The 26996-nt window shown below is 62.4% G+C and carries 19 protein-coding genes; 1 reads left to right on the top strand and 18 read right to left on the bottom strand.

Annotated features, from left to right (window positions below):
* Positions 1-14: 14 nt before the first annotated feature.
* The 4 genes from BM193_RS15030 to BM193_RS15015 are packed head-to-tail and all read right to left on the bottom strand — an operon-like array spanning position 15 to position 2814.
* Positions 15-329: a hypothetical protein gene (locus BM193_RS15030; RefSeq protein WP_139229968.1), complete on the bottom strand. Its 315-nt coding sequence runs from the start codon at positions 327-329 to the stop codon at positions 15-17.
* Positions 322-678 (bottom strand): hypothetical protein, encoded by a 357-nt coding sequence (locus BM193_RS15025; protein WP_092797288.1) that lies wholly within the window; start codon positions 676-678, stop codon positions 322-324. Before BM193_RS15025 ends, BM193_RS15030 begins: the two co-directional genes overlap by 8 nt.
* 40 nt (positions 679-718) lie before the next feature.
* Positions 719-1264, bottom strand: a complete 546-nt coding sequence (locus tag BM193_RS15020) for a hypothetical protein (RefSeq protein WP_092797287.1) — start codon at positions 1262-1264, stop codon at positions 719-721.
* 20 nt (positions 1265-1284) lie between these two features.
* Positions 1285-2814 carry a hypothetical protein gene (locus tag BM193_RS15015; RefSeq protein WP_139176086.1) on the bottom strand — a complete coding sequence of 510 codons (1530 nt, stop codon included), beginning with the start codon at positions 2812-2814 and terminating at the stop codon, positions 1285-1287.
* A gap of 214 nt (positions 2815-3028) precedes the next feature.
* Here BM193_RS15015 and BM193_RS15010 point away from each other — a divergent pair, with 214 nt between their 5' ends.
* Positions 3029-3724, top strand: a complete 696-nt coding sequence (locus tag BM193_RS15010; protein ID WP_175533300.1) for a response regulator — start codon at positions 3029-3031, stop codon at positions 3722-3724.
* 5 nt (positions 3725-3729) lie between these two features.
* Here the strand turns inward: BM193_RS15010 and BM193_RS15005 are convergent, their stop codons facing one another.
* The 14 genes from BM193_RS15005 to BM193_RS14940 all read right to left on the bottom strand — a co-directional run bounded on the left by BM193_RS15005 (position 3730) and on the right by BM193_RS14940 (position 26937).
* Positions 3730-9489, bottom strand: coding sequence for an alpha/beta fold hydrolase (locus BM193_RS15005; RefSeq protein WP_092797284.1), 5760 nt, complete (start codon positions 9487-9489; stop codon positions 3730-3732).
* A complete protein-coding gene (locus BM193_RS15000; protein WP_092797283.1) occupies positions 9482-11242 on the bottom strand; it encodes an ATP-binding response regulator in 1761 nt (586 codons plus the stop codon). The genes BM193_RS15005 and BM193_RS15000 overlap by 8 nt, the downstream gene beginning before the upstream one ends.
* 293 nt (positions 11243-11535) lie before the next feature.
* Complete coding sequence (locus BM193_RS14995) at positions 11536-12510, bottom strand: hypothetical protein (protein ID WP_139176085.1); 975 nt, start codon at positions 12508-12510, stop codon at positions 11536-11538.
* Positions 12511-12622: 112 nt separating this feature from the next.
* Positions 12623-13930 (bottom strand): hypothetical protein, encoded by a 1308-nt coding sequence (locus tag BM193_RS14990; protein WP_139176084.1) that lies wholly within the window; start codon positions 13928-13930, stop codon positions 12623-12625.
* Between the two features lie 1369 nt (positions 13931-15299).
* Positions 15300-16901, bottom strand: coding sequence for a methyl-accepting chemotaxis protein (locus BM193_RS14985; protein WP_139176083.1), 1602 nt, complete (start codon positions 16899-16901; stop codon positions 15300-15302).
* A gap of 31 nt (positions 16902-16932) precedes the next feature.
* Positions 16933-18081, bottom strand: a complete 1149-nt coding sequence (locus BM193_RS14980; RefSeq protein ID WP_254786210.1) for an MFS transporter — start codon at positions 18079-18081, stop codon at positions 16933-16935.
* A gap of 67 nt (positions 18082-18148) precedes the next feature.
* Positions 18149-19132: a SphA family protein gene (locus BM193_RS14975; RefSeq protein WP_092797279.1), complete on the bottom strand. Its 984-nt coding sequence runs from the start codon at positions 19130-19132 to the stop codon at positions 18149-18151.
* Positions 19133-19314: 182 nt separating this feature from the next.
* The gene (locus tag BM193_RS14970) at positions 19315-21006 is read right to left on the bottom strand and encodes a CocE/NonD family hydrolase (protein WP_076573067.1); all 1692 of its coding nucleotides are present in this window, start codon (positions 21004-21006) and stop codon (positions 19315-19317) included.
* Entirely contained in the window at positions 21003-21938 is a 936-nt protein-coding gene (locus tag BM193_RS14965) for an MBL fold metallo-hydrolase (RefSeq protein ID WP_092797278.1), read from the bottom strand. The genes BM193_RS14970 and BM193_RS14965 overlap by 4 nt, the downstream gene beginning before the upstream one ends.
* Positions 21935-22876 (bottom strand): alpha/beta hydrolase, encoded by a 942-nt coding sequence (locus BM193_RS14960; RefSeq protein WP_092797277.1) that lies wholly within the window; start codon positions 22874-22876, stop codon positions 21935-21937. Before BM193_RS14960 ends, BM193_RS14965 begins: the two co-directional genes overlap by 4 nt.
* A gap of 1 nt (position 22877) precedes the next feature.
* On the bottom strand, positions 22878-23996 hold the full coding sequence (locus BM193_RS14955; protein ID WP_092797276.1) for an FAD-dependent monooxygenase: 1119 nt from the start codon (positions 23994-23996) through the stop codon (positions 22878-22880).
* Between the two features lie 33 nt (positions 23997-24029).
* Entirely contained in the window at positions 24030-25001 is a 972-nt protein-coding gene (locus tag BM193_RS14950; RefSeq protein WP_076573063.1) for a phosphotriesterase family protein, read from the bottom strand.
* Entirely contained in the window at positions 24998-26062 is a 1065-nt protein-coding gene (locus tag BM193_RS14945) for a phosphotriesterase family protein (RefSeq protein WP_092797275.1), read from the bottom strand. The genes BM193_RS14950 and BM193_RS14945 overlap by 4 nt, the downstream gene beginning before the upstream one ends.
* A 137-nt stretch (positions 26063-26199) precedes the next feature.
* The gene (locus tag BM193_RS14940) at positions 26200-26937 is read right to left on the bottom strand and encodes a GntR family transcriptional regulator (protein ID WP_083708601.1); all 738 of its coding nucleotides are present in this window, start codon (positions 26935-26937) and stop codon (positions 26200-26202) included.
* Positions 26938-26996: the final 59 nt, after the last annotated feature.

Genomic DNA, 26996 nt, shown 5'->3' with positions numbered 1-26996 from the left:
AATGGGCCCGGGATTCATTTCAGGCCGACCCTGCCCTGTCCCCGCCACAGGTCCCGCACTGGAATACCATCCGGTAAAATCTCGATACGCTGCAACGTCGCTTGATGCTGCAGTTGCAATATGGCCTGGCCGAGTTCGGCCACGGGCACCGATGTTTTCATAACCAGGACATCGGGCTTGGGCATTCCATCTGGAAAGACGTCATCGATCTTGAGGCCCGTACGGTGCACTTGAGCCAATACCTGGCCCCATTCCGCGATTTCTTGCGGGGAGTACAAGCGGCGCAGTCGGGCTGTCAGCGTCGCATTGAGTTCAAAGGGTTCAGTCATGGCTGGGCTCCGCGATGGTTTGGCTAACGAGGGATGAAAGATCCGACAACAGTTTAAGCATGGCATCGTATTGCTTGACTGCGTTGGTCCAGTTCTGCAAATCGTCGGTCAATGCCTTGGTCCGCTTCACGGTCTGGGGGGACGGCGGCTCGATCGTTATCCGCGCTTGCAGCAGATCGACAAGAGCGTTGTTGATCGTCGTGCGGCGCTCGCGCAGCTTGGCCAGGAGCATATACATGCGCGGCCTGTCCTTCAGAGGGGCCGCGTCATACAGTCTGCTGGCCTTGGTGACAGCGGCTTCCAGCGAGGTCTCAATCTCTTGCAGCCAGTGCAATGCCGAATCCGTCATGATGTGCTCCTAGTTAAGAGTTGATGGTAATGTTGCCGCGCTATCGGGCGGTGGATTTGGCCGTTGCCGCCTGAGTGCTGTCCGCTGCTTCCAGGTTTTTCCTCGCCTCGTCTTGTACTTCCTTGAAAAACGATGCGGCCAGGGCTGCGCGTTCGGCAAAAGACAGTTCCTGGCCCAGTGCGCCAAATGCCTTGCCTGTCGCGCCCAGTGCCTTGGCTGGCGTCGACTGCGGCGCGATGGTCTGCCGGGCCTGGTCTGCGACCTGGGCGGCGTCCGCCACCGGATCCATTGCCGCCGTTCGCAGCAACGCGACTCTGCTGCGCAATTGCTGAATCACCGCCACCTGCCTGGCCTGCCCGCTGAACGCATATAACTGCTCGTCCAGACGATGTTGCAGCAAGGCCTCACGGGTTTCCGCACGCGTCCTGTCGATCTCCTGTCTGCGCATCGCGTCGATCACGGCCTGGCGTGTGGCGTATGTCGCCAGTTGCCCCTCGAGCTGTGTGGCCAACGACATGCCATGATTGGCGACCTCCAGCTCCAGCGGCGACGTGGCGCAGCCCGCCAGGAGCAGCATGGCTGCCATGGCACTGGTGCACGGGCTGTTCATTTGTTGACTCCCTTCCCTATCCACAGCAATGAAAATAGCTGGATGACGTCTTTATAATCCGACGCCTTCTGTCCCGACGCGGCAGCGGCCACCGACTGGCCCGCGGTAGCGTCGATCAGCACCGCCCACTGTTCGGCGTTTGCTTGATTGTAGGCAAGCGACTGTTCGTATCCGAGCTCGCTGCGCCGCTGTTCCAGGCCTTGCGTCCGCGCACGCAGGGCGCCCATCACGTGACCATAGTCGCCGGCCGCGTCGTATAGGGCGGCCCTGCTATCCGGATCGTCACAGGGGGGATGGGTCTTCGCTGCGGGAAGCGCCACAGCATCGAGAAAGATCATGCCCCTGTAGCAGGGTTTGATCCTATCGAGCTGTGCGCGTGCTCCTATCAGCTTGGTCGCCTCGGTCATTTTCGAGGCGAGGATCGCCCGGAGCAGCTCAAGGTCTGTTCGGTAAATATCCGCTTGCACGCGTGCCAGGTCGGCACGATTTTTTTCCAGATCGCGTTGAATCAATAAACTCATCGGTATCACCGGCTTGTGCAAGTCTGCCAGCACCTGTGCGTCATCCGCGATACGGGTAACCAGCACGGCCGCCAGTTCGGCACGGGTGGCATCCTTGCCGGGATCGTCTGTCGTTCCCAGCTTCTTCACAATGGCGTCTATGCGCTTGATGCGGTCATTTGCGACAGCCTCCTTGCCAAGGACATTGCTGGAAAACTCGATTGCGGCCAGCGCTGCCCGCACTTTGACGCCAGCGCCGAGCAATGCCTGCGAGGGAGCGGCGCCGGGCTCACTGGCGATGGCGGCGGCGGCGTACTTTTCCTGCGCCTGCCGATACCGCGCCATCTGCGCGGCGGCATTCCTGCTGGCGTTTGCGTACGCATTCTCCCCACGATGCAAGTCATCAAGGCTATCGTGCAGGGCCCCGGCCGGCAAACAAGCCAGCGCCGTGTTCTGCTTTTCCACCATGCACGCTTCGGCTCCGCGCAAGGTTTCCAGCTCCGACAGATATTCCGCAACCTGGCCCTGCGCAGCCGCCGCGTCCGGTTGTTTGTCCGATGGGCAAGCCTGACCGTCGGCACCTTCGGCAGCGGACAAGCTCCGATAGACCTTCTGCCTGGCCCGATTTATCCTTAGTTGCCATGCCTGCTCCAGCCAGGTATCGATCCACTCTTTGTCGGCCGCGCTGCCAAGGTGATCGCCCAAGTTGTTGAGCTCTTCAGACAACAAGCCATAAACGCTGTCCTGTCCAGTGCCAGCGTCACGGATCCGGCTACCGGCCAACCGCCATAGCGCATTGTCTGCCTGGGCGCTGCGCGAGTCGGCGATGGCATCCTGTTTCTCCTTGTATAGCTGAGCGGGTGATTCGCGCATCGCCGCGAAGTACCCCTTCAGGTCGACGGCGGCCCATGCGGCCTTCAGGTCCTTGCCGTGCTGGTCACGTTGTTCGCTGTACATGTGCATGCCTGCACAGCCCGACAATTGCAGACACAGCAACACACACATGCAGCGATAAGTGATGTTCACGTCAGCCCCCTTCTGCTCGCTCAAAGTGGAAATCGTCGCCTGCCGGCGTCGTGGAACCAGTATAGGAAGTGGCTGCGAGCGCCGATATTGGGCTCTCGTCTGATACGAAGGGCCACGCCGCATGGTCGATGTGCTAACGTATAGGGCCACCTGGCCATTTGGCCTATCACCGAGCCGAGCACTGAAAACCGGATTGTTGGCAAAGGAGTCCGTCGTGCGTGTTTTACTTGTTGACGACCATCAAATGTTCACGGCCGGCCTGAAGTCGGCCCTCAACGGCCTGCAGCCAGGGCTCACCTTGGTCGAGGCGCAAAGTCGCGGGCAGGCGCTGGACTATGCGTGCCAGGGCCAACGTTTCGATGTGATTCTGCTCGACCTGCACATGCCCGGCAATGACGGCATGGACAACCTGCTGATCCTGCGCGACGCCTTCGATACGGCCTGCATCGTCGTCCTGTCGGGCGAAACCGATCCCGATATCATTTTGCAGACCATCAAGCACGGCGCCGCCGGCTACGTCCCCAAGACCTCGGGCGTCGCCGAGCTGCTTGAAGCGCTCAGGATAGTGCTGCAGGGTGGCGTCGCGCTGCCCGGTCCACTGCTGCGCGCACCGTACCAGCGCGCGATGGCGCCCGCGCGTCCGCCCGTCCAGCGCGCACCAGGCAATGCAACGCTCGCTACCCTGTCACCGCGCCAAAAGGAAGCACTGTTCAGCGCGATACGGGGGCAGAGCAATAAGGTCATCGCACGTGAAATGCAGGTAGCGGAAACCACGGTGAAACACCATCTGGCGATTGCGTTCAGGGTCCTGGGTGTGAGCAACCGCACGGCGGCGGTATATGAGGCCAACCGCTTGCGGCTGTTCCCCGACATGGCGGCGCCGGAAGGCGACCAGTCCCATGCGGTCTGAGCACGTCAGGGCGCGCGGTCGAAGCTGCAATCGACTCGCCACTGGCCGTCGTGCCGCGCCGCCGTCACCAGTGCAAAACCGTCGCCGCGGACATAGTCCGCCGTCACGCTGCAACTGAACGTACCGCTGAATACCTGTGACGGATCGGTAAAGCTGAAGACATCCTCGTTGTCGGCAAAGTCTTCCTGCACCGAATTGGCGAACGGATACGGGGCATACAGTGCCGAACTGTGTATCGACCGGATGGAAACCGCCGGTGCCGCGCCGGGCGGCTGCACCAGCAGCGTTGCCACGCAGGAGATATGCTCGTCGCCCGAGAGGAACACGACATTGCGCATGCCGTGCCCCGCAATATACGCCAGCAAGCGCCGCATTGATGCCGGGTAGCCATCCCACGCATCCGAGCGCAGGCAATGCGCATCGAGGCTGCCGTGGATGGCTCGCAATCGGCGCGGCGCCAGGATCGATGGGGAGGCAATGAACTTGGGACGGTCAGGGTCGGTCTCGTGCTGTTTCAGCAGCCAGCGCAGCAGTGCGCCGAATTGGCGCTCACTCATGATGGCAGCCGTGCTGGAATTCGTCGCGGAACGCGCTTCGCGCTCGGTACGGGTATCGGCGATGAAAAAAGCGAAGCCATTGAGCATGCTCGCCGATTCGAGGCAATCGGGGGCCTGTGCCGCCGCCAGGGACGGCACCAGTGCATTGGTGCGCTGGAAGCGCAGATAGCCCAAGCGTCCCGCCGTCAGATGGGGGTCTGCGCGCCTCGCGTGCGCCAGCGGCTCCCAGTTATCGGCGATTTCATGGTCATCAAGCATCATATAAGTGGGCAAGCGCCGCATCACTAATTTGACCTGCCTGCTCGAGAACAGCTTTTCGTACGGCCGCACGTAGCGATCGTCCAGCGTACTGGGATCGAACAGGCCGGCGGTGGCATCGCTATAAATCTGATCGCCCATCAAGAGCAGGAAGGCTGGCGCCATCCTGCCTCCCCTGTCGAGGCGTGCGCCAAGCCGCTCGAAGGAAGCGAACGCCGGCTGTTGATCGAGCAGGCCGGCCGGATACTGGCAGCTGGCCAGGGCGAAGCACAAGTCGCACGGCGGCTCGCCGCCAGGACTGGCCGCGGGCATGGCATCGACGGGAGCGGCAAACACCAGCAGGCCGGACTCCAGCCTGGTCACCGGGCTGGCGGCGAGTTCGCGCTCGATGCTGCCCACGAGGTCATCGAAGACCTTGTCCACGAAATCGAGCAGTTCGGCAAGGATCGTCGCCAACGCCACCGGATTGCGGGCAGGGACAGCGGCCGCCGCTGTGGCGGGCCGCGCCTGCAGAAGGCCCATCAATTCCTTGTCGCGCAAGGACGGATGGTGGAATCGCGGCGATGGCGCACTCTTGTCGAAGAAAGTGGGCTTTTCGTCGTACAGCAGCAGCATCAGCAGGCCGTCGGGAGCCTCCGCCGCGCCAGCGTCGGGGGGCTTGGGCGCGAACTGCATCCATCCATCCTCGTCGGCGGCACCGGCGTACAGCTGCAGGCCCTGCAACAGCGCCGCCCTGGATGTGGCGCCCGCCATGCCGGACCAGATATGGTAATGGTTGTCACGCGCGACCACAGGCACGAACGCGACCAGGACTGCGCGGGTGTGGGTGGGATCGCAACCCGCTCCCACCATGAAGGCATCCGCTGTCGCCAGGCCGGTGCGTACCGGTCCGCTCCAGGGCGTACGCGGTGCCCACCGGCCAGGACCGGCCGATACGCTCATTTTATAGTCCGACAGTGGTGTCGCCGCCGACTCCGGTCCCAGAAAAGCGGCAATGGTATCGAACACCTTGTGCGCATCGCGGCCGATAAAGCAATCTTGATGGCCGAAGCCCTTCATTGGCCGGGTGACGTAGGCAAACAGCGTGTCGGTAAACATGTCATCCATGCGCGCCAGCGTGGCCGGATCGGACAGGCCGTTATCAAGTCCATGCAAGCTCATGGTGTCAAAAGTCCAGCGCTCCCTGAGGCGTTCACGCGAGACGTACACATTGTGCCCGGCGCTATTGGCAATGGTTTTCAGGCGCGCGAAATGCATCGCCTGCGATACGGTATCGATGCTCAGCGGTCCGAAAAAATCATCGATGCGCTTGAGCACTGCCCGTTCGACATTGCACAGACTGAAATCGCGGCCGTACAGGGCATCCATGCGGTGTCGGGTACGCACGAAATCCGCCTTTCCCCATGGCCACCACGGGTTTTCCAGATGAAACTCTTCCCTGGGATAGGGCGTAGTGGCCAGCAGGCGATCTATCAATTCATCCATGAGACTGGGCTCGCCCTCGATGCGAAAGGCAAAGGCCCGCAGCGGCAGCAGCTGGCGCAGGTAGGCCAGCAGATAGGCACGAAAGATGTTCGCCTCGCTAAATACCACGAGCGGTCCCACCTGCGACAGCACCAGGCGCCGGATCAGGCCGTTCATCCACAGTCGTTGCGCGGCAAAGCGCTCTCCCGCGCGCGGTTCGGCCAGTATCGCCATGCTGATCATGGCCGCTCCCATGCAGTGGGCCACGACGTCAACATAGTCGAAGCCGGTGGCATTGCAGATATGTGCGATGGCTGCCGGGATGTCGGCGTGGGCAGCGTCTTCGAACGTCCACGGGTGGCGCGCGTGCGGCATGCCGCTGCTGGTGCGCAGGTCGACAATCCAGATGTCGCGCTGACGCGCCCACAGATAGGATGCCAGGTTGGGCTTCACTGCGGGATGGGCAAATGTGGTGCCGCTGGCGCTATATCCGTGGATCATGACGACGGGCGGCCGGTCGGCAGCCTGCTCGGTGCGCCGGTAGCGCGTCAGCCGCACATGCACAGGCGTGCCGTCGGGCAAATGATCGACTTCGAGTTCCGTGATCTCGGGCGCCGGCAGGCCGGGGATCGGTCCGGGCAGCCGTTCGGGCACGCGCATCGGCGTGGCATCGGGCTTGCGCAAGCTCCACACGTGGATGCTGAGCAGCAGACGCAGCAGGTAGGCGCCGAGCGAGGCCACATCGGCCAATGCGCCGGGCTGGTCCGGCTGCCCCAGGATACGAAACAGCGCCACGTTTTCACGCACCAGGAAACCGGTGTCGAGTGCGAATTGCGGCCGGGTGCCCGCCTTCAGGCATGGGAAAGCGTCGACCTCCATGCGCATGAGCTGGTTCCAGGGATTGCCGGCGCGCTCGTAAGTAAACCGCTTCGCGCCGAGGATGCGCCGGCCGCTGAACTGATCCGCGGCCAGCTGCGGCGATCCGCTCGTGCTCTTGCCGATCTCGATGGCATAGTCGAACAGGCGTACCTCGCCGGCATGCGAAGCGAGGGCCTTGGCACTGGTGAACCGCGCCCCCAGCTCGTCCCACAACCGGCCCGGCGCATCGCGCGGGAACGGCGCTCCGCCTTGCCGCCAGCGCTCGACGCCCCATTGCCAGAAATCGCGCAGGCCACGGTTGAGCAGCCAGGCCGGCACGCTGCTTGCCCTGCGCTGCGCAAGCGTCGACGCTTGCCGATGAAAAAAATACAGCGTGCCCGCCACCGGCGCCGTCAGGAGCGGCGCCGGCGGCACCTCGCCTGGCACCTCGCGCCGCATCTTCCAGTTTTCCCATGCACCGGCGTCGAAGATTTCCAGCAGGCTGTGCGCAGGATCGACCTGCAGCGCGCGCCGGGCAGGCACCGGCTTGCCGTTTTGCGGCAAGACCAGGCTGGCCAGCTGTATGCTGCGAAAATGCAGGCTCAGCTCGACCACGCACGCCAGCGGCTCTTTCCTGCTGCCGACGATCGTTACGGGACCGGCCATGCGCTCGATGAATTGCACCTGCGTCGGCGGAGCCGCTTCCATTATCGGCTCGGCGCGCGCGCGGGGCCGCACGGCCGGCGGCGGTGCGGCATGCGGCGTTCCGGCTTGCGCCGTGTCCCACCGCCACTTGGTCTTGAGCTTGTCGATCGCGCGCAGCGCCAGCGCGGTGATGGTCAGGGCCGGATTGACGCCCAAGGCGCCTGGCAAGATCGCGCCATCGAGGACAATCAGGCCCTCATGGAGCAAGTCGTCATCCTGCGCCAGTGCACGAAATACTTCACCGCAATCGTTGACCACGCCATCGGCTGCCGTCCAGCCCATGCCGCAGCCGCCCAGAGGATGGACGGTAAACAAGGGGCCGCGCTTGGCCGACAGCAGGAAGTCCATCGATTCGGGCAGCATCTTCCAGAGAGGATTGGGCAAAATGGTGCCGTTGGGGCCAGGGCCGGGGCCGGCCTCTTCGCCCTCTGCCAGGCCGGCGAGCAGACGTACCTGGCGCGCAAACAAAGGCCGATCGCGCAACTCGGGCCAGCGCACGCGGATCGCGCCATCGCCGTTGTCGTCGTCCTTGCCGCCGACGAGTTCAAGCGAGCCATTGAAGCGCTCGTCCTGCCCGACGCCATCGTCGCCCATCACGGCCAGGATCGCGCTGTGACCGAGCTTGTCCTGATCCACCGCGCACGGGTCGCGCTCATCAGGCAGGCCGGTATGCGTGCTCGCATCTTCCCTGCCGAGTTCGTGCAAGGTGTGCGCGGTGGTGACCACCTCCTGGAACAGGCGCCGCAATGGTCCCGGTACCGCCAGGTCTTCAACCAGCAGGCCGCCTGATGCTGCGGGAAGGTCGATCATGCCGGTGATGGTGGGCCCCACCCGACGCGCGCGCAGCGGCTGCGCTTCATCGGCAAAACCGTTGATCAGGTCCGGTCCGTCGTACGCGACGGCGATCATGTCGCCATTGCTTGAAAACGCCTTGCCGATATGCGTCGAAAACGCCAAATCGTCGCGTTGGGAGCGCAGCAGGATTTCGGTGGAGCCGAAGGTGCCAGCTGCCAGGATCACCTTGCGCGCGCGGATTTTGTAGGGCAGCTCGCGGCGCGCACGCAATTGGGCGTCGGTGAAATTGACATGCACGCACCAGGCGCCGAGCTTGGCGTCACGCTCGATGCGCAGCACCGTCGCCCCCGTATATATCCTGGCGCCCTGCCTGGCAGCCCGGTACAACAGGTTGGTATCGAGCGACTCCTTGGCGTTCAGGTTGCAGCCGGTGGCGCAATCCCCGCACATGGCACAGGCATCGAGCGCCACGCCGCCAGCGCTGGCCCTGTCCCGCATGGCGATGGTGACGGCAGCGGGGCTGAATACGCCATCGGCCGGGTGCAGCCTGGCGGCCATTTTTTGCAGCGCCACATACTTGGCGGGGAGATCGCCGGCGTGCTGCAAGATGGTATTCGGCGCGCCGTTCACCCGTGCGCCCAGCACCTCGAGCGCCTTGGCGAAGTATGGTTCGAGGCCATCCACGAGCGCGCTCAGCTTCTTCAGCGCCGCGCCGCGCGGAGCGACCATGACGCCGGCGTTGATCAGGGACCCGCCGCCCAGGCCATTCGCCACCAGGGCGCTCACGTCAGGGCCGACGCGCACATCGAACAGGCCCTCACGGTTGCCGACCGGAACGGCGCCGTTCGGCGTATTGAAACGCACATGTCCGGCCAGGTCGCGCAGATGACCGGGGAAGGAGCCGGGCAGATACTCCTTGCCGCGTTCGAGTACGCCAACCTTGACGAGCTTGCCATTGTCGCGGCTGCCAGCCAAACCGGCCGCTGCCACGGCGCCGCCATAGCCACTGCCCACGATCAGCACATCAAAATCGATCACGGGCACCTGTTCGTCAAGCGTGGCGAACAGGGTTTCAATTCCCTCCGAGAGCCATGCCGCCGCACGCTTGCCGCCATTCTCTTCAACCATGGGGTGCTCCCGATGATAGTGCGCTGACGTCGCTCAAGGCTTGCCTCAAGACATCCACCGCAACGGGTTTATGCAGCAAAAGCAGGCCCCCGTCGGCCGCTTCGCGCAGGCGGCCGGGAGCGGTATCTCCGGTAATCAGGATGACCGGCAGCTGCGGGTGGAGCGCGCGCAACGCCGCGGCGGTAGCCAGACCGCTGTCATCGCCACGCAAGCGAAAATCGACCAGCAGCACATCGGGGCGCCAGCGTCTGGCCGCGTGGCGCGCTTCTGCGGTACCGCCAGCCAATACCACCTGCATGCCCAGTTCCTGCAGCAAGGCTTGCATTGCCGAACGGACCGTATCGTCATCGTCCACCACCAGTACGTGCAGGGCCGGCAGAGATGCCGGCGGCAGGCGGACAGGCGGATCGGCGCCAGCCAGCTGGCCATGCCGCGCGATTATCAGGTAAAAGCTGGTGCCCAGGCCAGGCCGGGATACCATTTCAAGCCGGATCCGCAGCAGCTGGGCCAGGCGACGCACAATCGACAGGCCCAGGCCCAGTCCCCGGCGCTGGTCGCGCTCCACATTGCCCAGCTGATAGAACTCCTCGAACACGCGCTCGTGTTCAGGCAGGGGAATGCCTCTGCCGGTATCGCTCACGCCCAGCACGATGTCCCCGTCCTGCTCCAGCAGGAACAGGCCGACCGTGCCCTGTTCCGTGTACTTGATGGCGTTGTCGACCAGGTTGCATACAAGCCGCCCCAACAGGACTTCGTCCGTCATGAGCACGGGCGTGCAGGCCAAATCGACAGTCAGCAGCAAGCCTTTCGCCTGCGCCGCCGGCAGATACTCGCCATGCACGCGCAGCAGGAACGGTGCGGCCGCCAATGCCGCCGGTCTGGCCTCGACGATGCCGGCATCGAGCTTGGAGATATCCAGCAAGGCTTCCAGCTGGCCTGACAACATTTGCAAGGCCTGATCCATGTGGCGCGCAATTTCACGGCCGGCCTCGCTGAGCGGCTGCATGCTCAGTGCCGCCGCAAACAAGGTCAGCGCATGCACCGGCTGGCGCAAATCGTGGCTGGCCGACGCGAGGAAACGGGTTTTGGCGTGGTTGGCGGCGTCGGCCGCCATCAGCGCCATATTGAGCTGTTCGTTGAGCCTGGCCTGCTGCAGCCTGATTTCAAACGACTCACGGAACAGCCGGTACGAGTCGTTGGCCAAGGCGAACAGCAATGCGCCGAAAATGACGAGTATCACCGCCGTCAAGCCGTCGATCCAGCCCGCATGGCGGTTGGTACCGGTCCACGCCCACATGGCGACGAGGGGAGCCATGACCGGCACCACGAAAGCGAGAAAAATCGGACGATAGCCGACGGTTGTGGCGACCGCGCCCGTACACAAGCCCACCAACAGCAAAGACTGGATGGCCCGCTGGACGTCAGGCAATGCGGCAAAGAACGCCAGCGATAGCGCCTGAACGCAGCCATTCAGCCCACTCAGGGCGACCGCAACGCGCAGGCGCGCCCCATCGCTCAAGCCGGGCGCCGTGGGCAGGCGGCCAAGGATGGCCCAGCGAACTGCCAGCACCAGGACAACGAGCAGCAGCCACGCGCCGAGGCCAAATACAGGCACGCGTCCATAGGCCATGGATGCGTTCATCAGGGCGGCGAGGAACACGGGTATCGGCATACGGCGCCCCTGGCGCGCAAGCAAGCCAAGGAGCTCGGCCTCCAGGCCGTGCGCGGCTTTGACGCTGGCGGTTGAAGTCATCCAAGTCACCTTTTTGCGAACGCAGTACGGTGGCACTTAGCAGCACGAACAATGACATTAGATCAAAATAAATAAAAACACAACAAAAATGACGCGCCAGCGTGACAAATACGGGATGCGGCAAGCATGCATGGGCGGCGCTGCCAGGAAACACTTGGCGCGTGGCCATAGCAGCTTGCGAGGTAGCCGCGTCACGAGCCGTTCGTCGAGGGTCGCAGCTCGGCGGGAAGAGATCGGGGATTCAGACCGAGCAACGGGCAGCCAGGCGACCACCCCGTATTTGCGGGTCAAAATTAAGGTAGAGGAAGCAGCACAGATCCAGGCTTTGGTATCGGCATATTGAGCTCCATGCCGAACTGTAGCACTTGCTGTTCAATTTGACCCTGTTCGTCGTAGTAGGTTTTTTGTTGAACCAAAATTTTTTCGGCCTTCCCGCCAGAGTCTTTCGCCATCGATTGCAGTTTGTCGACGACCGCCTGGGGCGAGGAAAAATCAGTCGGGTTCCCAATTGAACTTCCGATGGCGTTATATACGGAGTTCAACATCGAAGCAGTGGAGAGAATGCCCTTGAGTGCATTCATTGTTGCGGCAGCGTCAGCAAGGTCGCGCTGACGCCGCATCTCGGCTGCATACGCCGCCTCAATTGTTTTGATTCTGTCCGTTACTTCCTTGCGCTTGGCCTCGATATCAGCGAGCTCTTTTTTTCGCTCGTTCGTGGCTGCCTTTGCTTGCAGGCGCTCAATGTATCCGGCAAACGCCTCTCCCTTGATGGCTTGCCTGAAAGTTGCCCGCATCGCTAGGTTCAAATAGACCTGACTTGCCCTGGTTTCGAGCAAGTTCAACCTATACATGCTTTGCACATACTTGCCGTCGGGCTGCCTCTCGATCCATACATATCCCGACCCTTCGGCCAGTGACGCGCCGGGAGGAATAACTACGTCGAGTCCCGGCTGGAAACACTTCTGACTGAAGCAGACAGCGTCCGCATTTGGCCCAACGCCAACAAGGTTCGCACCGTCTCCGCGGAGCTGATAGTAGGGGCCTGCAGCGGTTTGCGATGTCAATATTTGAGTCCTTAACAAGACCCCGCGCTGTCCGGTCTCGTCAGCCTCTTGAAAGCCACGCCTGACCTCTTCGTCAAGTCTTTTTTCGAGCAGATAATGTACCGCAAGATCATTAAACTTTGGACCCAGTGCGCTAATCAAATCTATTGTTCTCGTCATTCCGGTTGATATCTTCGTGACATAGGGCGCATTCAGGGACGGCATCGGGTTGCTTGGGATTAGCCTGATGTAGTCGTCTGCGGAGACGAAATGCGTAAGAACAAGAGAAGTCATTGTGGCAAAAATCTGAACCAACCGCATTGTTGATGTTGTCACATCACCCCCCTTTATCAAAATGCCGAAGGAGTCGCTGCCGCGTTGCCAAGATAGCGACCATTGCCACGCCATCAAGCGCTGCCGTGCCGTTAGCAATGTTCAACTTATCAACGCTTTTGATAGTTTCATCCATCTGCGCTTTTGCCTTTATGAAAAGCGGAGACGCATTTGCCGATTGCTGGGGATCAACCATGGTCTCGCCAAACACATGCTGAGCGTGTTCGGGATAGGTGCCGTTCGCATACGCCCGCCCCAGCTCGGCTGCGGTAAATGAATGTGTTTTTATCCGCACCGCCTGAGCAGGACTCGCTGTGTACTGCAACACTTCCACCCCGCCGTCCTTGGCACTTTGCTCTGCGTAATAGGATGCACCGATTTGTGACCTCACATCAAATTCGTGAAAATCGATGCTTCGACATTCTCGACCACGCGGCAGGCACGAATCGTCCATTGGTGGAAGTGGCGCCTGCACTACTATTCCCCCAAAATTTACCGCAGTAGTGGTATCCGCCGCAGGGAGCGCGGAAATGCCCGAGCGATCCAAAATATCCTTGGTTATCGTCGCAATGCTGGCTGGTGAAGATGCGATCGCGGAGGAAAGAGAATCTGGCTTCATTGGGTCCGTGAACAGGGCAAAGATATCCAAGTAGCGCTGGGCCTCCGCCATGAGCTGCGGATTCTGCTCGCCGAGTGCCGCGCGTACACCAATACCAGCGAATGCTGCGGTGCATAGATAAAGAGCCGTCATGGCGTCAAGCCAACGATTTTGCTCCACTTGGGTCACAGCATCTTCAAGCCTGTTCGCAATGTCACCTAGTGTATTTCGGGTACCGACATCGCGCATCCATGCTTCATATGGCACGAAGCTGCTGGCCCGGGACGTGATCTCATGCTCGTAACGCCTTATCTGCGTCCCAATGGTACTTTGGAGCTCAATCACTCGCTGCTGCTTAAACATTTCGCGGATTGCCCCCTCCAGCGCCTCGATCCTCCGCAAGACCAACGTCAGCCCTTCCTGAACGTCGAGCAACTGCTTCGAGATTATGCGCTGGTACTCTAGCGTGGCCTTCATGGTCGCAGCTAAGCCACCATCCCCCTGATTCTGGGAACCAATCATGTTTGCCACGCTGCTCGCGGCAGAGAGCGCAACGCCAAAAGGAATCATCGCATGAGATTTTGGCGCGACCGCTAATAGCAGCGCGCCGAAGCCAAGCTGGAGTGATGAGCGTGAATACACCCACAGACCTAAGGAACCGATTTTCCCCATCGCCAAGCGACGAGGTGGGGGTGAACGGTCGAAGTTTCGCATTAGCTCTCCGGGAAATTACGCGTGGCAATCATAAACGCAGCAGCTGGTAAAGCGTTCCTTCTGAAACTGTCCAGACAAATCCCGCTGTAAATATATCCCGGCCATGCCTCTGTAATCGGCGATCGCGCGCCGACGATTTCCATCACTTTTTGTCACCCCTCCTGTTCAGCCTCGGCGACATTGTTATTTTTATATAATTATTACGCAATATCTTTACGATTTCTCAAAACGTTTGTGCTTTGCCCACCAAACGGCACACCTGCTCCACCGCGAACTGGACACCGCCTCCGCTCAAAAATCGGCCAGTCTGAAGCAAGCTGAGTAGGCCGACGACGGCAAGGTGATAACTGTGTCAATCCGCGCGATTTCTATGCTAAGGCTTGCTTGCATCGCGACCAGCAGCCTGGACTCTCCTGCCCCATAATTCCAAAAAAAAAGAAGAAGCGATGATCATGCTGGGGCCTGGGTGTCCTGCCACGCGCCTGGTGTGCGATCTCGTCGCTGCCTGATCCACCGATGAGCTCGGCTCTGGCCTGACTATCCCCTGCCCTGCAGCGACTCATGGCACGCTCAAGCAATAGTGGCTTCGGCAGGTACGTGCATTAACGTTCCCATGGCCAAACCTCTTGCAACGTTAATCTCGGATTTCGCGTGTCGCGGCGCAATCGATTTGAGTTGTCCTTCGCATCATTTCCGTTCTGCAACGATGCATTTAAGTTAAATTGTTACGTTGAACGATTGAAGCCACAGGCAATACATGACAACGACGGCAACGGTGATAATACGGATTATCACGGAAGGCAAGATCCACCCGATGCGTTGTTTAATGTAAACGCACGCACCTGGTGGCATTTTTGGACTGCTTGGTAGCGCCGGCCTACGATGATCTAGTACGGTCGGGCCTGACTATGGTTCATGGCAAATAGCAACATGCCTTTCTCAGTTCGGACTCCTGAAAGTACGCAGCAAGTCTGTAGTTCCTACACTGCTCCTGACTTTGGCGATGACGTTGCACCTCCTAAAGGTTGCGTGGGTTCTTCGACGGTTGTCCCTCCTCATCTCCACGATCCCCGCCTCAAACGTCAAATCCATGAAAAGAGGAAGAGTGAATGATGAGCCACGTCCGCAGTGGCGGTAGCGGCCGGCCGGGACAGTCCGTGACTTTTCTAACGGGCAACCTGGTACGCTGCTCGGACGGCGATTGCACCAAATACTGCAACGAAGAAAATCTAGGACGGCCGATTGCTGTCACGTGCCGCAGCGCTGCAACGTGCGCCGCTTCCATTGCGGGCGGTCGGCTTACCCGGCAATCAGCCCGACGCGGCGTGATCGGCAGGTCGAACGCGCCGGCGGCGTCCGACCTGCGTAGTTACGTTGGCGCAGTCCAGGCGAGTTGCGGATCGCGGCGATCGCCAACAACCGCGGCGCCGGTCCTGAACTGCGCCGCCAGCCCAGCCAGTGCCTCGGCCTGCTGCGTGAGACTGGCGGCGGCAGCGGCCGCTTCTTCGACCAGGGCGGCGTTTTGCTGGGTCACCGTGTCGATGCCGGCAATCGCCTGGCCAATCTGCATGATGCCGCCCTGCTGCTCCACGCTGGCGCGGCTGATCTCGCCCATGATCGCGCTGACACCCAGCACGCCGGCCACCACGTCATCGATCGTCGTGCGCGCCTCAGCCACGAGATGCAAGCCTGTGTCCACCTTGCTGGCCGCGTCGCCGATCAGTTCCTTGATTTCCTTTGCCGCTGCGGCCGACCGCCGGGCCAGATTCCTCACTTCGCTGGCGACGACCGCGAAGCCGCACCCCTGCTCGCCCGCACGTGCGGCCTCCACGGCCGCATTGAGCGCCAGGATATTGGTCTGGAATGCGATCGCGTCGATGACGGAGATGATATCGGTGATCCGGCGCGACGCCGTGCTGATGGCGCCCATGTTGTCGACCACCTGCGCCATGACCTGCCCGCCCTTGCACGCGGCAAGCGACGCATGCTCGGCCAGAACGTTGGCCTGCAAGGCATGTTCGGTGTTCTGCCTGACAGTGGCTGTCATCTGCTCCATCGACGACGCCGTTTCCTCCAGCGCGCCGGCCTGCTGCTCCGTGCGCGCGCACAGTTCCAGGTTGCCGTTGGCGATTGCGCGCGCAGCGGCCGCGATGTCGTCGCTGCTGCAGCGCAGCTGCGCCACCATGTGCCCGAGCGCTGCGTTCATCGTCCGCATGGCCTGCATCATGCGGCCTGCCTCGTCGTTGCGGCCGGTTTCAATCACGCCTGTCAGGTCGCCGGTGGCGATCACGGACGCCACCTCCACAGCACGGCGAAGCGGCCGCACCACCGAGCGCGTGATCACCACCGCGGCAATGAGCGCAAGCAACACGGCTGCCGCCTCGGTGCCCCCAACCACTTTGACGGCATCGGCGAAGATGGTGTTTGCCTGCTCCGCGGCGCCATGGAACTGACGCTCCTGGAGACTGACCTGTTGCGCCAGCGTGGCGGCGAACGCTTGCAACGCGAGCGTGGCCGGGCCGAAGGCCAGCGCCCGCGCTTCGTCCAGCCGGTCCGCGCCAGCCAGTTGCCGGACCTGCATGGCGACGGCGACGTAGGCGTCACGGCGCTGTTTCGCATTGGCCAGCAGCGCCCTCGCCTGCGGCTCCGTCAGCGAGAGTTCAAGTTGCCCGAGGGCCTGGTCGACCTTGGCCAGGCTGCGCTCGAACCCTTGCATGCCTGCGGCGCGAACCTGCGCTGCGGGCGCGGCCGCGATCTGCCCCAGATCGTTCATGCTCTGGCGGGCACTGTCGAGCGCCGTCACGGCCTGGCGGATCCGGGGCCATGCGTCGCCGGCCAGTTGGTTCGTGCCCTGATGGAGCCGGTCGACCGAGCGCATGCCCGTGAAGGCAATCACCACGATCATCACGATTAACAGGCCGAAGCCCAGACGGAGCCGGTTTGCGATGCTGAGATGAAGACGTGGAATCATGGCAATGACCAAGGCAGATCTGCGCGGGCGCCTAGCGGCTGGCACGGATCAGTGAAAAGAACAGCGCCGCCACGCCCCCGAATGCCGCCACCCCGATACCTAGTCCTCCATAACCGAAGGCGACGAGCAGCGTGCCGCCCAGGGCCGGCCCCACCGCCGAGCCGATCATCAGCATCGCCGGGGTTGCCGCCACCGCCCTCCCACTGGGATCGAGCCGGGCCATCAGGCCGAACAGGAAGGTGTGCACGAACAACATGGGAGCGGTCAGGATCGCCACCAGCGGCACGTACACCTCGAGCCGGGACACCTGGGTCACCAGCACCACCAGCACCATGTGCAACACGACACCACCGACGATGGCGCGCTCGGGGCGCAAGCGCCGCTCGAGCAACGCCGCCAGCGGCGACGGTATCAGGTTGGCAAAGCCTATCGACGCCAGCACGCCGGCGACAAGGCCCGCTCCGTAGCCACGCTCGATGCCCATGCGCTCGATGAACGGAAAAATCATCGAGTGCGCCATGCACAGGATGCTCATGCCGATGATGGCGAACCAGACGTTGCGCGAAATGCGCCGCGTGGCCCCTTCTGCAGGCTGCCGGGGCGCCGGCACCTTTGGAAAGGCCGCCAGTGCCAGCAGGGCCGCCAGCCCCATCACGCCAGCGAAGACGAACCAGAGCGCCGTCCCACCTGCCCTGGCGATGATGACCGGCCCGCCGCCGAGCACCACGATACCGAACAGCGCCACGGCCACGCCGCCATAGGCAAACATGCGGTGGGGATTGTCGCTGCGGCCTATGCTACCGTCGACCATCGTCAGCGCGCTGCCGGCGCCCAATCCGCCGATGGCATGCAGCGCAAGCATCGCCGGATAGTAGTCGCCCGCGACGGTGGCCAGCGCCACGAAGGCCAGCGCCGCCACGGTATAGCCCACCACCGTCACCGTCTTCGGCGACAGGCGGCCATACTGCGGCGCGAGCAGCATGCTCGCCACCACGGCGCACAGCAGGAATGCGGTCGCCAGCAGGCCCGCCTTTTGCGGGTCGAAGTGGTAAAAGCCGATCAGGTTGGCGCCGACCCACAGCGGCAGCGCCACCAGGTCGAGCATGCCGGCGCAGTGCCCCAGCAGCAGCGCGCAGATATTGCCTTTCGTAAAGCCATCGGCGCGCGTTTGCGCTGCCATGACCGTGCTAGTGCCTGATACCATCATCGTGTCCCGCCCATGCTCTTGTAATAGGTTCGTCATCGCGTCAGAAATCCTGGATCAGGCGCAAATTCAGGTGCAAGCCGCCCGGCGTGTTCCTGACCGTCACGGGCAGATACACGTTGGCAAACACCAGCGTTTTCGGGCCCGCTTTCCACAACAGGCCCGGCCCCATCGACAGATCGGTGGTTCGCACGCCGCGGGCCATGACGCCGCTGACCGGATCGCGTCCGCCGTTCAGCTTGTCGTCCGTGATCTGGCGAAACCAGTAGCCATTGACGCCAACGTTCAAGTTCGGAACAACCTGGTAGGACGCGGCAAAGTTGGCCCACACGGCCTGCCCTGCCTGCACATGGCGAATCGCCGGGCCGAAGCCGGGATCGGTGTTGCGTCCGTTGTAGAGGTAATGCAGGCGCGTCGACAGTTCGAGTGCCGGCGTTGGCAGGAACGTCATCGCCCAGTACGGATTGAAGGACCAGCTGTTCGAACCGATGTTGGCCGTGTATGTGGTGTCGTACTGGCCGGTGGGGGCGATCACGTCGACTTCAAAACGCTGGGAAAATACCGGACGGCCATGCTCGAAGACCGGGGGCATTTGCAGGAACAGTCCCAGCGTCACGTCGCCGAGCTTCGTGTTCTCGGGCGAAGTGAGCGGGATGAATGAATCGGGCGCGGCCGACGATCCCAGCCGCACCACCGGCAGCAGCGCGGTTGCGCCCAGCAGGCCGCCGAACACCTGCATGTCGCTGGTATAGGCGAGCTGGTTCAGCATCACGGTCGAACGCAGCTTGGGCTTGGAAAAGGCGCGGTTGTCGTTCCCGTCATTGTCGTAGAACTTGTCGTTATTGCGGTATTGCAGCAGGCCGATATAGGCGAAACCAGGGCCGGCCTTGCCGAAGCCATCCATGAAGGATGTGCCGCCCAGGTTCAGGCCGGACGGCTGCAGCGTTGATGCCTGCACGGCAGGGATGGCTGTGGCCAGCGCCAGAGCTGGCAGGATGCGGGCGAGCGATGTGAGATGCTTGTTCATTGAATTTTGTCTCCTGAAATTGGTTTATTTTTTTTCTAGGAATAATTTTTTTCTTGGTTATCTGGCCCTTTCATGAAAAATCGTGCGTGACTGTCCGACAGCCGCCTGCCTGGAACGAGGAACGTCCCGGGCAGGCGTGGCTGGAGAATGCCAATGACGGAACGAGCGGCTTCTTTCGCCGCTTACTGCGGGGCTGGCGGTGCGACAAACGGCAGCACAAGACGCGACAGATGCGTGGCATCGCGGTAAATGCTGTGTTGCACCGGCCGCCCGACCGGCAGGTGATAGGCATCCGGCGGCAGCAGCGAGTTGTGCTCGTCCACCAGCGGTTCATTGCACATCAGTTCGACGACCAGCTTGTGGCCAATCCGGAAGTCGTTGGCAAAGGGTGACAGCCGCACGACGTATTCGTTGATTTCGCCGGCTTGCACGGCAATGCTGCGCGTATGCGGGTGGTACGGATTACCTTCGGTGGTCCGCTCGTCGAGTTCCCGATGCGACGCCTTGAGAAAGCCGGTCGTGACCAGCTGGCGTTTGCCGGTGGGCGCCTCGTCCCACAGGCGCAGGATCAGGTTGGTATCGTCCTGGTCGATGGCGACAAACAGGTGCGCCGCACCCACGCCGTGGATCGATGCCATCTGGGCAAACGGTTCGGTGGACCAGGTGACCTTTTCGACTTTGTCGGTGATGGTCAGCGGCGCCTGGTAAAAACCGTCGGGATGGGCGTGCTCGGGGCCATACGGTTCCGGCTCAAAAGCCAGCTTGCCGCGGGTACGCAGGTAGACCGGGCGGTACGCAACCTGCTTGACGGGCCAATGCTCGCCCGTGGCCCACTGCCGGCTGCCCTCGACATGCACTTTTACCGCAGGCTCATCCATGATGCCGTTGTCGATGCCCTTCAACCAGTAGTCGTACCAGCGGAACATGGTGTCGTGGTCGTCCACCCAGGGGCGGGTTTGCATCGGTGGGTATGGTCCGATTTCCAGTTTCTTCGGGCCCTGCAACACATCGAACAGCTCGATCGTGCCGTCGACGGTCCAGCCGCGGCCCTGGTTGATCTGCAAGTACACCGGGATGTCGATGTTCTTCGCCAGGTTGATCGGGTTCTGCTCTTCATACCACTCGCCATCGAGCGGGTTCATGATGATGTCGAACCAGGACTCGTGGTGAATTGGGTAGTTCAGTACATGCACCAGATTGGGCCAGGCCGCCACATCGGGATCGGCCAGCCGTTCGGCCACGCGCCGCTTGATCTCCTCCTCCGGGTAAGTCTCGAGCATGCGCGACTTGTGGCGATGGGTGAAGGCCCAGCCCGAATCGCCGCCCCGGCCCTCGCGTGCGGCACGTGGCATGAACCACATGATGCCGCCGTGGTAGGTGGTTTCATAGAAGTCGAAGTGGCCGCCGCTCACAAAAATCGCTTTCAATGACGGCGGCCGTTCGGCAGCCGCGAAAATCTGCATGGACGCGAAGTACGAAATGCCGATCATGCCGACCGAGCCGTTGCACCAGGGCTGGGCCGCGACCCATTCGATAAAATCGTAGGCGTCCTGGCCCAGCGGCACGCCACCGGCGTTGTAGTTGCCGATGTGTTCGCCCTCGGAACCGCCGGAACCGCGCACGTCGCCGATCACGTGCACATAGCCTTCCTTGACGACGCGCGCGATGTCACCGGCCTCGATGCAGCCATCCCACAACGGCGACGGACGGCGCTGCGGCGGCATGGTCAGCGCCAGGGCCTGGAGTTCCTTGCCGTACGGGCTCAGTGCAATCAGCGCCGGGCGCGGGGTATCGCCTTTGGCGTGGTAAGCATCTGCCGCCATGTGCGCGCCATCGCGCATCGGCACACGTAAATCCTTATGTACAACAATCATGACCGATAACCTTTGTGAAAATAGCCGTGCATGGTGGTAAAAAATGGTGAAGGCTCGAGGGTCGGATCGCCCTCGTAGCGCAGCAGTTGGGCAATGCCGCAAAACGGTGAACAGGCATGGCCGCCGACAGCCGGGCTATCGAGGCCCCTTTCCGCGGCGGCCGCGCGCACCCTGGTCTCGATGTCGAGGCTTTCCTGGATCTTGGCTGCCGCCTGTTCGCGGTCGAGCACGACGCCCAGCGATTCCGCGCCCTGACTGCGGTATGGATGGCCGAGGAACAGCCGCTCGGGTTGGACGACGTCGCGCAGACGCAGCAGGCTGGCGCGGTAGGCGTCGGGATCGGCGTAACTTGGAAAGCCGTTGGCGGCCCCGTGGATCTGCACGGCGTCGCCCGCAAACACGTCGTTCTGCCCCTTGATGGCATACGCCACGGAACCTGCGGTATGCCCGGGCACGCAGTGCACCTGGATCGTCACGTCCGGCCCGAGCACGATTTCGTCGCCGTCGCGCACCAGCAGGTGCGGCTCCATTTCGCCCGAAATGGCGCGTTCACAAATGGCTGTCAGCTTCGCTTCGCCATCGGCATCATTGATATAGCGCCCGCGCGCCGCCAGGTATTCGTCCACGTGGGTGCGGCGCGAGCGCAGGAACGGCGCGTCGGCCTCGTGGATGACGACTTTGGCCTGGCGGCCCGTCATTTCCCACAGTGCATGGGCGCCGCCAATGTGGTCGATATGCCCGTGCGTGAGAAAAATCCAGCGCACGTCTTCCACGCGCCGTCCCAGTTGCAGGAGCGCCGCCGCGATGCCGTCGGCCGGCGACGAAGCGATGCCCGTGTCGATAATGGCCGGCTCGCTGCCGTCGATGAAAAAGCTGTACAGGCCGAAACGCCCCCACGGCGAGTACAGCGGGTGTACGTCCACGGCGCTCATCGTTGCCCGCCGTTGAGGAAATGCGCCGTCTCGGCAAACACGCCCTGAAACTCGGGCAGCCAGGAGAAATACTGGACAAAACCATGCGCGGCCGCGTCGTAGCGGCGGACGGTGGCCGGCACCCCGGCGTCACGGAGCATGCGACCATACAGCTCGCCCTCGTCGCGCAGTGGATCGTATTGCGCCGTCACGATCAGTGCCGGCGGCAGCTGGGCGAGGCTGGTTCGCTTGATCGGCGAGACCAGCGGATTGGCCGGGTCGGCGCCGCTGTCGACGTAGAACGCATTGAACGGTTTGAGCGCGGCGGTCTCCAGCCCGTTGCCCACTGCGTTGGCGGTGAGCGACGGGTAGCGCGCGACATCGAAGTCGAGGTCGAGCGACGGGTAGTACAAGACCTGGTGCGTAATACACCGCAGGCCTGCGTCAAGCGCCTTGGCTGCCACCGCGGCGGCGAAATTGGCGCCGGAACTGTCGCCCATCACGGCCAGCGTCTGGCCATTCCATCCTATTCCGCTGGCTGGATCGCGGCCGTGCTCGGCGATCCATTGCAGCGCCGCGTAGCAGTCGTCCAGCCCTGCCGGAAAGGCGTGCTCGGGCGCCAGGCGATAGTCGACCGAGACGACGACGCAGCCGCTCGCATTGGCAAGGGCGCGCGCCACATGATCGTGCGTGTTGAGGCTGCCCAGAAAGAACGCGCCGCCATGGAAATACACGATGACGCCGTGCGATGGCGCCGCCGTCGGCGTGTAGACGCGCACGGGCACCTCGCCGGCGCCAGTCGGCAGGACCCGGTCGGCGACCGCGTGCACCGGCTGGCGCTCGGCCACCGGCTTGACGTGGCTTTCGTCTGCCGCCCGCATGGCGGCAGGGTTCAGGGGGCCGGGCGGCGGTGGCGGCAACGAGGCGATAAACTGGGCAACAACAGGATGCAGTGCCATATCAGCTCCTCGCTCCAATTTCGCCCTGGTGCTGGTTGGGGAAGACGGAATTGATTTCGTCCTCGCTCCAGCCCTGGCGGGACAGGCGTTGCAGTTCGTCGGTGACCGGTTTGCGGTCGGCCTGGAATTGCGCCAGTGCGGCGGGAACCGAAGCTGCCTCAGCGAGCGCATCGGCCAGCGCGCCGGCATCGAGCACGGCCGAATTGGCGCCCTGCCCCTGGTGATGCAGCATCGCGTGCGCCGCGTCGCCGATCAGGACCACGGCATTTGAATGCCAGCTTGGAATCGGGTCGATGTCGTACACGGCGCGCAAGTTCACCTGGCGCATGTCGAGGCCTTTCGTGATCGCGACCAGGCGCTCGTCGAAGCTCTCCAACATGCCAATCAGGGTGTCCCGGTCGCATGCCGGCGCCGGCGTGGAATCCGTCGCCAGGCACGTGATGTCAAAGGACACTTCCTTGCGATGCAGCAGCGGCAGCAGGTAGATTTTGGTGCCCCGCCCCACGTACATGCGCAGGTTGCCGTCGTCGACCATGCCGAACGTGTCGGCAGCCGGGATCACGGCGCGATAGGCGTGTTCGCCGGCAAACACCGGGGCCTTGTCGCTGAACAGATGCTTGCGCACTTGCGAACGGATGCCGTCCGCACCGACCACCAGATCCGCATTGACCGTGACGCCGTTTTCGAATGTCAACGTGGCACTGTCGCCATTGTCGATAATGCTGGCCAGGCGGTGGTTCATCTTCAGGATGCCCTCCGGTAGCACGCACAGCAAGGTATCGATGAAGTCGCCGCGATGCACGAAATGGGTAGTGGCGCCAAACGCTTCCTTTTCAGGCCACTCTTCCATCGCGATCCGTTGGCCATGGGCCAGCAAAATCTCGAAATAGTCGCTTGGCGACGTGACGGCATTGATCGCATCGAAGATGCCGAGCTTGCGGAACTGGTCCATGGTCGAGGGACGCAGGCCGATGCCGGCGCCGACTTCCTTCACTTCCTGTGCCTGTTCGTAAATAGTAACTTTGGCGCCCAGGCGGCCCAAGGCAAGGGCTGCGGTTGCGCCTGCATAGCCGGCGCCGATAACGGCAATATTGAGGTTCTTCAGCGTATCTGGTGACATGGTTTTCTCGTCTCTTGAGATTAGTTTTTACTGTTATGGATTCGGTTGCAACGCCAGGAAATCGGCGGTGTTGTGCACAAATAGCTGGTCGATGACTGTCTCTGCGATGCCTTCGGCACGCAAGTCGGGCAGGAGTTGCTCGAACAAATAGTTGACCGTGTGGCCTTTTACGCCGGCCCAGCCCAGCGGCGAGCAATTCGCATCGGCCGAAGCCAGCACCTGTCCCACCAGCCCATCGTTGAGGAAGCGCAGGAAGTGCTGCAAGCGCTCCTGGCGATGGCGGCCCCAGAACGGCGGGTCAGGCAGTTCGAGGTCGTAGCCGAAGGTATCGAAGCCGATCCGGCCGCCGGCATCCAGGATGCCTTTCTCGTTGATCTTGCCCTGGCTGACACCGTCGTCGGCGTGGCCGAACAGCACCCGGTGGCAAGGCAGCTCCTCTTCGGCGAAAATGGCCAGCGCCGGCGCCGAATCGACCGCAAGATGGGTGAAGATCGGCGCGCCCGTGACACGCGATGCGCGCGCTGCGGCGCGGTAGATGCGCAGGTCGAGCTCTTTCATCTTGAAGCCCCGGCTGACGCCGACCTTGATGATGCCGGCTTTCGCCCCCGTGTTGCCGATGCCGACCGTGATTTCATGGACGAACTGATCGGTCAGATACTCGACGCTGGCCTGCTCGAAAAATGGCAAGGCCGTATCGCCACCGACAAACCCCGTGCTGGCGACGATGTGTACGCCGGTCTTGTCTGACAGCGACTTGTAATAGTCGATATCGCGCCCGTTGCAGATGCCGGTCGCTTCCACAAACGTCGCCGCGCCCCACGGCTTGCTGTTTTCATGGAAGGCGCGCAGCTTCGGCACCGTATCCTCATAGCGCTGTTCCGGGGTTTTCCACCAGCGGCTGTCGAGTTCGCAGCCAGGCATGCCGTAGCCGATGTGCTCGTGGATGGCCACAAAACCGAGTTCCGAAGCTGAAATAGTGCCAAGCACCGTGTTCACGCGCGTCATTTGACTTCCCCAGTGACGCTCAATAGTTGCGCCGTGTTAGTGATCAGGATTTGTTCGATCTGTTCTTGCGTCACGCCCGCCTCCCGCAGCATGGGCAGGAAGTGCGTCAGCACGTGGCTATACGCGATGTCATTGCCAGCCACGCCAAAGGCAACGCCCGTGGCGCTCGACGCGATCAGGATGCGGCCGGCATACCCGGCGCCGATCAGTTTGACGATCAGGGCCACGCGCTCCGCATCGTCGAGATAGCGGGAATCGGTGGTGCCCACGTGATTGATGCCCACGCATGCACCCGCGCGCGCCACCGCCATCGGCCAGTCGTTGGCAACGGCATCGCGCCGGTCCATGTCCGCCATGACGATGCGTTCCGGCTGCAGCGTTTCGTCGATGGCCAGCTGCAGTTCCGCGACGGCATCGGCGCCGCAGCGGATGGATACCGGCACGCCATAAGTGGCGCCGGCGCGCGCGGCACCGCGCACCAGGCTGCCATCGGTCGCGGTCATGCCACTGACGCTAACCGCCGTGGCAATCATCCCGGCAGGCGCGCGGCGCTCCAGGCGTGGCACCACCATGCCTTCGTTCACTTCGCGTCCGAACATGTCGGCGAACTTGTGCGCCGGCCAAGGCGCCGGGGGATTCGTCTGCGGCGTCAGGAAGTAGCCGCCAAGCATCGCCTCCGGACCCTGCCCGGTGGACGCCACAATATGCACGCCGGTAGCGCGCGACAATGCTTCGTACAGGCGCAGATCGCGGCCTTCGAACATGCCGGTGGCGTCGACGATGGTGCCGCCACCGGCCGCCTTGAACGCGACCAGCTTGGCGGCGATGGCATCGAATACCTCGGCGCGGTCGATCCGGATGTCGTAGGCGTACTGCGCGCCCGGCAGCACATACATCAGCGATTCGCTCACCAGCGTGACGCCGAGGTCGCTGGCGGCAACCGGGCCCAGTACCGTATTGACCGACTGTGTGTCGAGGCTCCTGGGGCCGGGCTGCGCCAGGAAGAGCGAGGTGAATGGCGGGATCGCCTCGGGCGCGCCCTTGCTGTGTTTAACGCACATGTGCGGCTCCTTTCAGTGCACAGGCCGGCTGCTTGTCTCCTGCCGGCGAATTAGTAGCATCATTCAAATGAGGTCTCCTTTTGATTGTTGTAATGTTGTATTGTTATACCAAAGTTTGCGGCAAAAAAAAATATCTGTCAACGACTCAAGGCGAACGAATACTTGAAGTCTTCGGCGCGGTGCAAGGCACGCCGCCAGCCGCCGGATTGCCCGTCACTCGTAAACATGGTGGTGACCGTCACCAGCACCGGCGCGCCCACGTCGACCTCCAGTGCAGCGGCCTCCTCCGCGCTCGCGGCGGCAGCCCACACCTGCTGCTCGCCCCGCGTGAACGTTACGCCCAGTTCTTGCTCGATGATGGCGAACACGGTGCCGGTGCGCTCCAGCGTTGCTATATCAGGAAGGAAATCCGGTGGCGTGCAAAGATAGGTATAGGCCAAGGCAAGCGGCGCATTCTTGACCGAGATGACGCGCTCGATGTACAGCAGCTTCTCGGGCGACTCGAGTCCGAGTGCCGTCATCACTTCCTCGGGCGCGGCCACCCGTGCCAGGCCGGTGACACGCGAGGTCGGCTCCAGTCCCAGTTCTGCCAGATAGCGGGTAAGGCCGCCAAGTTCCATGGCGGGCGGGAGACGGACATTCACACCGCGCACAGGAAAGGTTCCCTTGGCGCGCTGGCGCACCACATAACCGTCATCGACCAATTCTTTCAGGGCCTGCCGAATGGGAGCCCGGCTGACGTGAAAACGTTTGATCAGGCTCGCCTCGGTGAGGGTGGGCGCTGTGCCGTTTTGGGCGCCCTGCAACTCACGAATCAGGATTTGCTTGATCTGGCTGTACAGAGGAACGGTGGAGCTTCGGTCGATGGCATTCATGCTGCTCATATTAGCCTATTGTTATACCAATGTACAGCCCATGATGTGTTGCACTGTCG

This window comes from Janthinobacterium sp. 344, from assembly GCF_900112025.1.
In the GTDB taxonomy this organism is placed as follows: domain Bacteria; phylum Pseudomonadota; class Gammaproteobacteria; order Burkholderiales; family Burkholderiaceae_D; genus Janthinobacterium.
This window is presented reverse-complemented; position numbering and strand designations above follow the sequence as displayed.

Bases quoted from the DNA above. Each gene is read 5' to 3' on its own strand.
- BM193_RS15030 (WP_139229968.1), bottom strand. From the start codon at position 329: ATGACTGAACCCTTTGAACTCAATGCGACGCTGACAGCCCGACTGCGC.
- BM193_RS15025 (WP_092797288.1), bottom strand. From the start codon at position 678: ATGACGGATTCGGCATTGCACTGGCTGCAAGAGATTGAGACCTCGCTG.
- BM193_RS15020 (WP_092797287.1), bottom strand. From the start codon at position 1,264: ATGGCAGCCATGCTGCTCCTGGCGGGCTGCGCCACGTCGCCGCTGGAG.
- BM193_RS15005 (WP_092797284.1), bottom strand. From the start codon at position 9,489: ATGGTTGAAGAGAATGGCGGCAAGCGTGCGGCGGCATGGCTCTCGGAG.
- BM193_RS15000 (WP_092797283.1), bottom strand. From the start codon at position 11,242: ATGACTTCAACCGCCAGCGTCAAAGCCGCGCACGGCCTGGAGGCCGAG.
- BM193_RS14995 (WP_139176085.1), bottom strand. From the start codon at position 12,510: ATGCCGTCCCTGAATGCGCCCTATGTCACGAAGATATCAACCGGAATG.
- BM193_RS14990 (WP_139176084.1), bottom strand. From the start codon at position 13,930: ATGCGAAACTTCGACCGTTCACCCCCACCTCGTCGCTTGGCGATGGGG.
- BM193_RS14985 (WP_139176083.1), bottom strand. From the start codon at position 16,901: ATGATTCCACGTCTTCATCTCAGCATCGCAAACCGGCTCCGTCTGGGC.
- BM193_RS14980 (WP_254786210.1), bottom strand. From the start codon at position 18,081: ATGGCAGCGCAAACGCGCGCCGATGGCTTTACGAAAGGCAATATCTGC.
- BM193_RS14975 (WP_092797279.1), bottom strand. From the start codon at position 19,132: ATGAACAAGCATCTCACATCGCTCGCCCGCATCCTGCCAGCTCTGGCG.
- BM193_RS14970 (WP_076573067.1), bottom strand. From the start codon at position 21,006: ATGATTGTTGTACATAAGGATTTACGTGTGCCGATGCGCGATGGCGCG.
- BM193_RS14965 (WP_092797278.1), bottom strand. From the start codon at position 21,938: ATGAGCGCCGTGGACGTACACCCGCTGTACTCGCCGTGGGGGCGTTTC.
- BM193_RS14960 (WP_092797277.1), bottom strand. From the start codon at position 22,876: ATGGCACTGCATCCTGTTGTTGCCCAGTTTATCGCCTCGTTGCCGCCA.
- BM193_RS14955 (WP_092797276.1), bottom strand. From the start codon at position 23,996: ATGTCACCAGATACGCTGAAGAACCTCAATATTGCCGTTATCGGCGCC.
- BM193_RS14950 (WP_076573063.1), bottom strand. From the start codon at position 25,001: ATGACGCGCGTGAACACGGTGCTTGGCACTATTTCAGCTTCGGAACTC.
- BM193_RS14945 (WP_092797275.1), bottom strand. From the start codon at position 26,062: ATGTGCGTTAAACACAGCAAGGGCGCGCCCGAGGCGATCCCGCCATTC.
- BM193_RS14940 (WP_083708601.1), bottom strand. From the start codon at position 26,937: ATGAATGCCATCGACCGAAGCTCCACCGTTCCTCTGTACAGCCAGATC.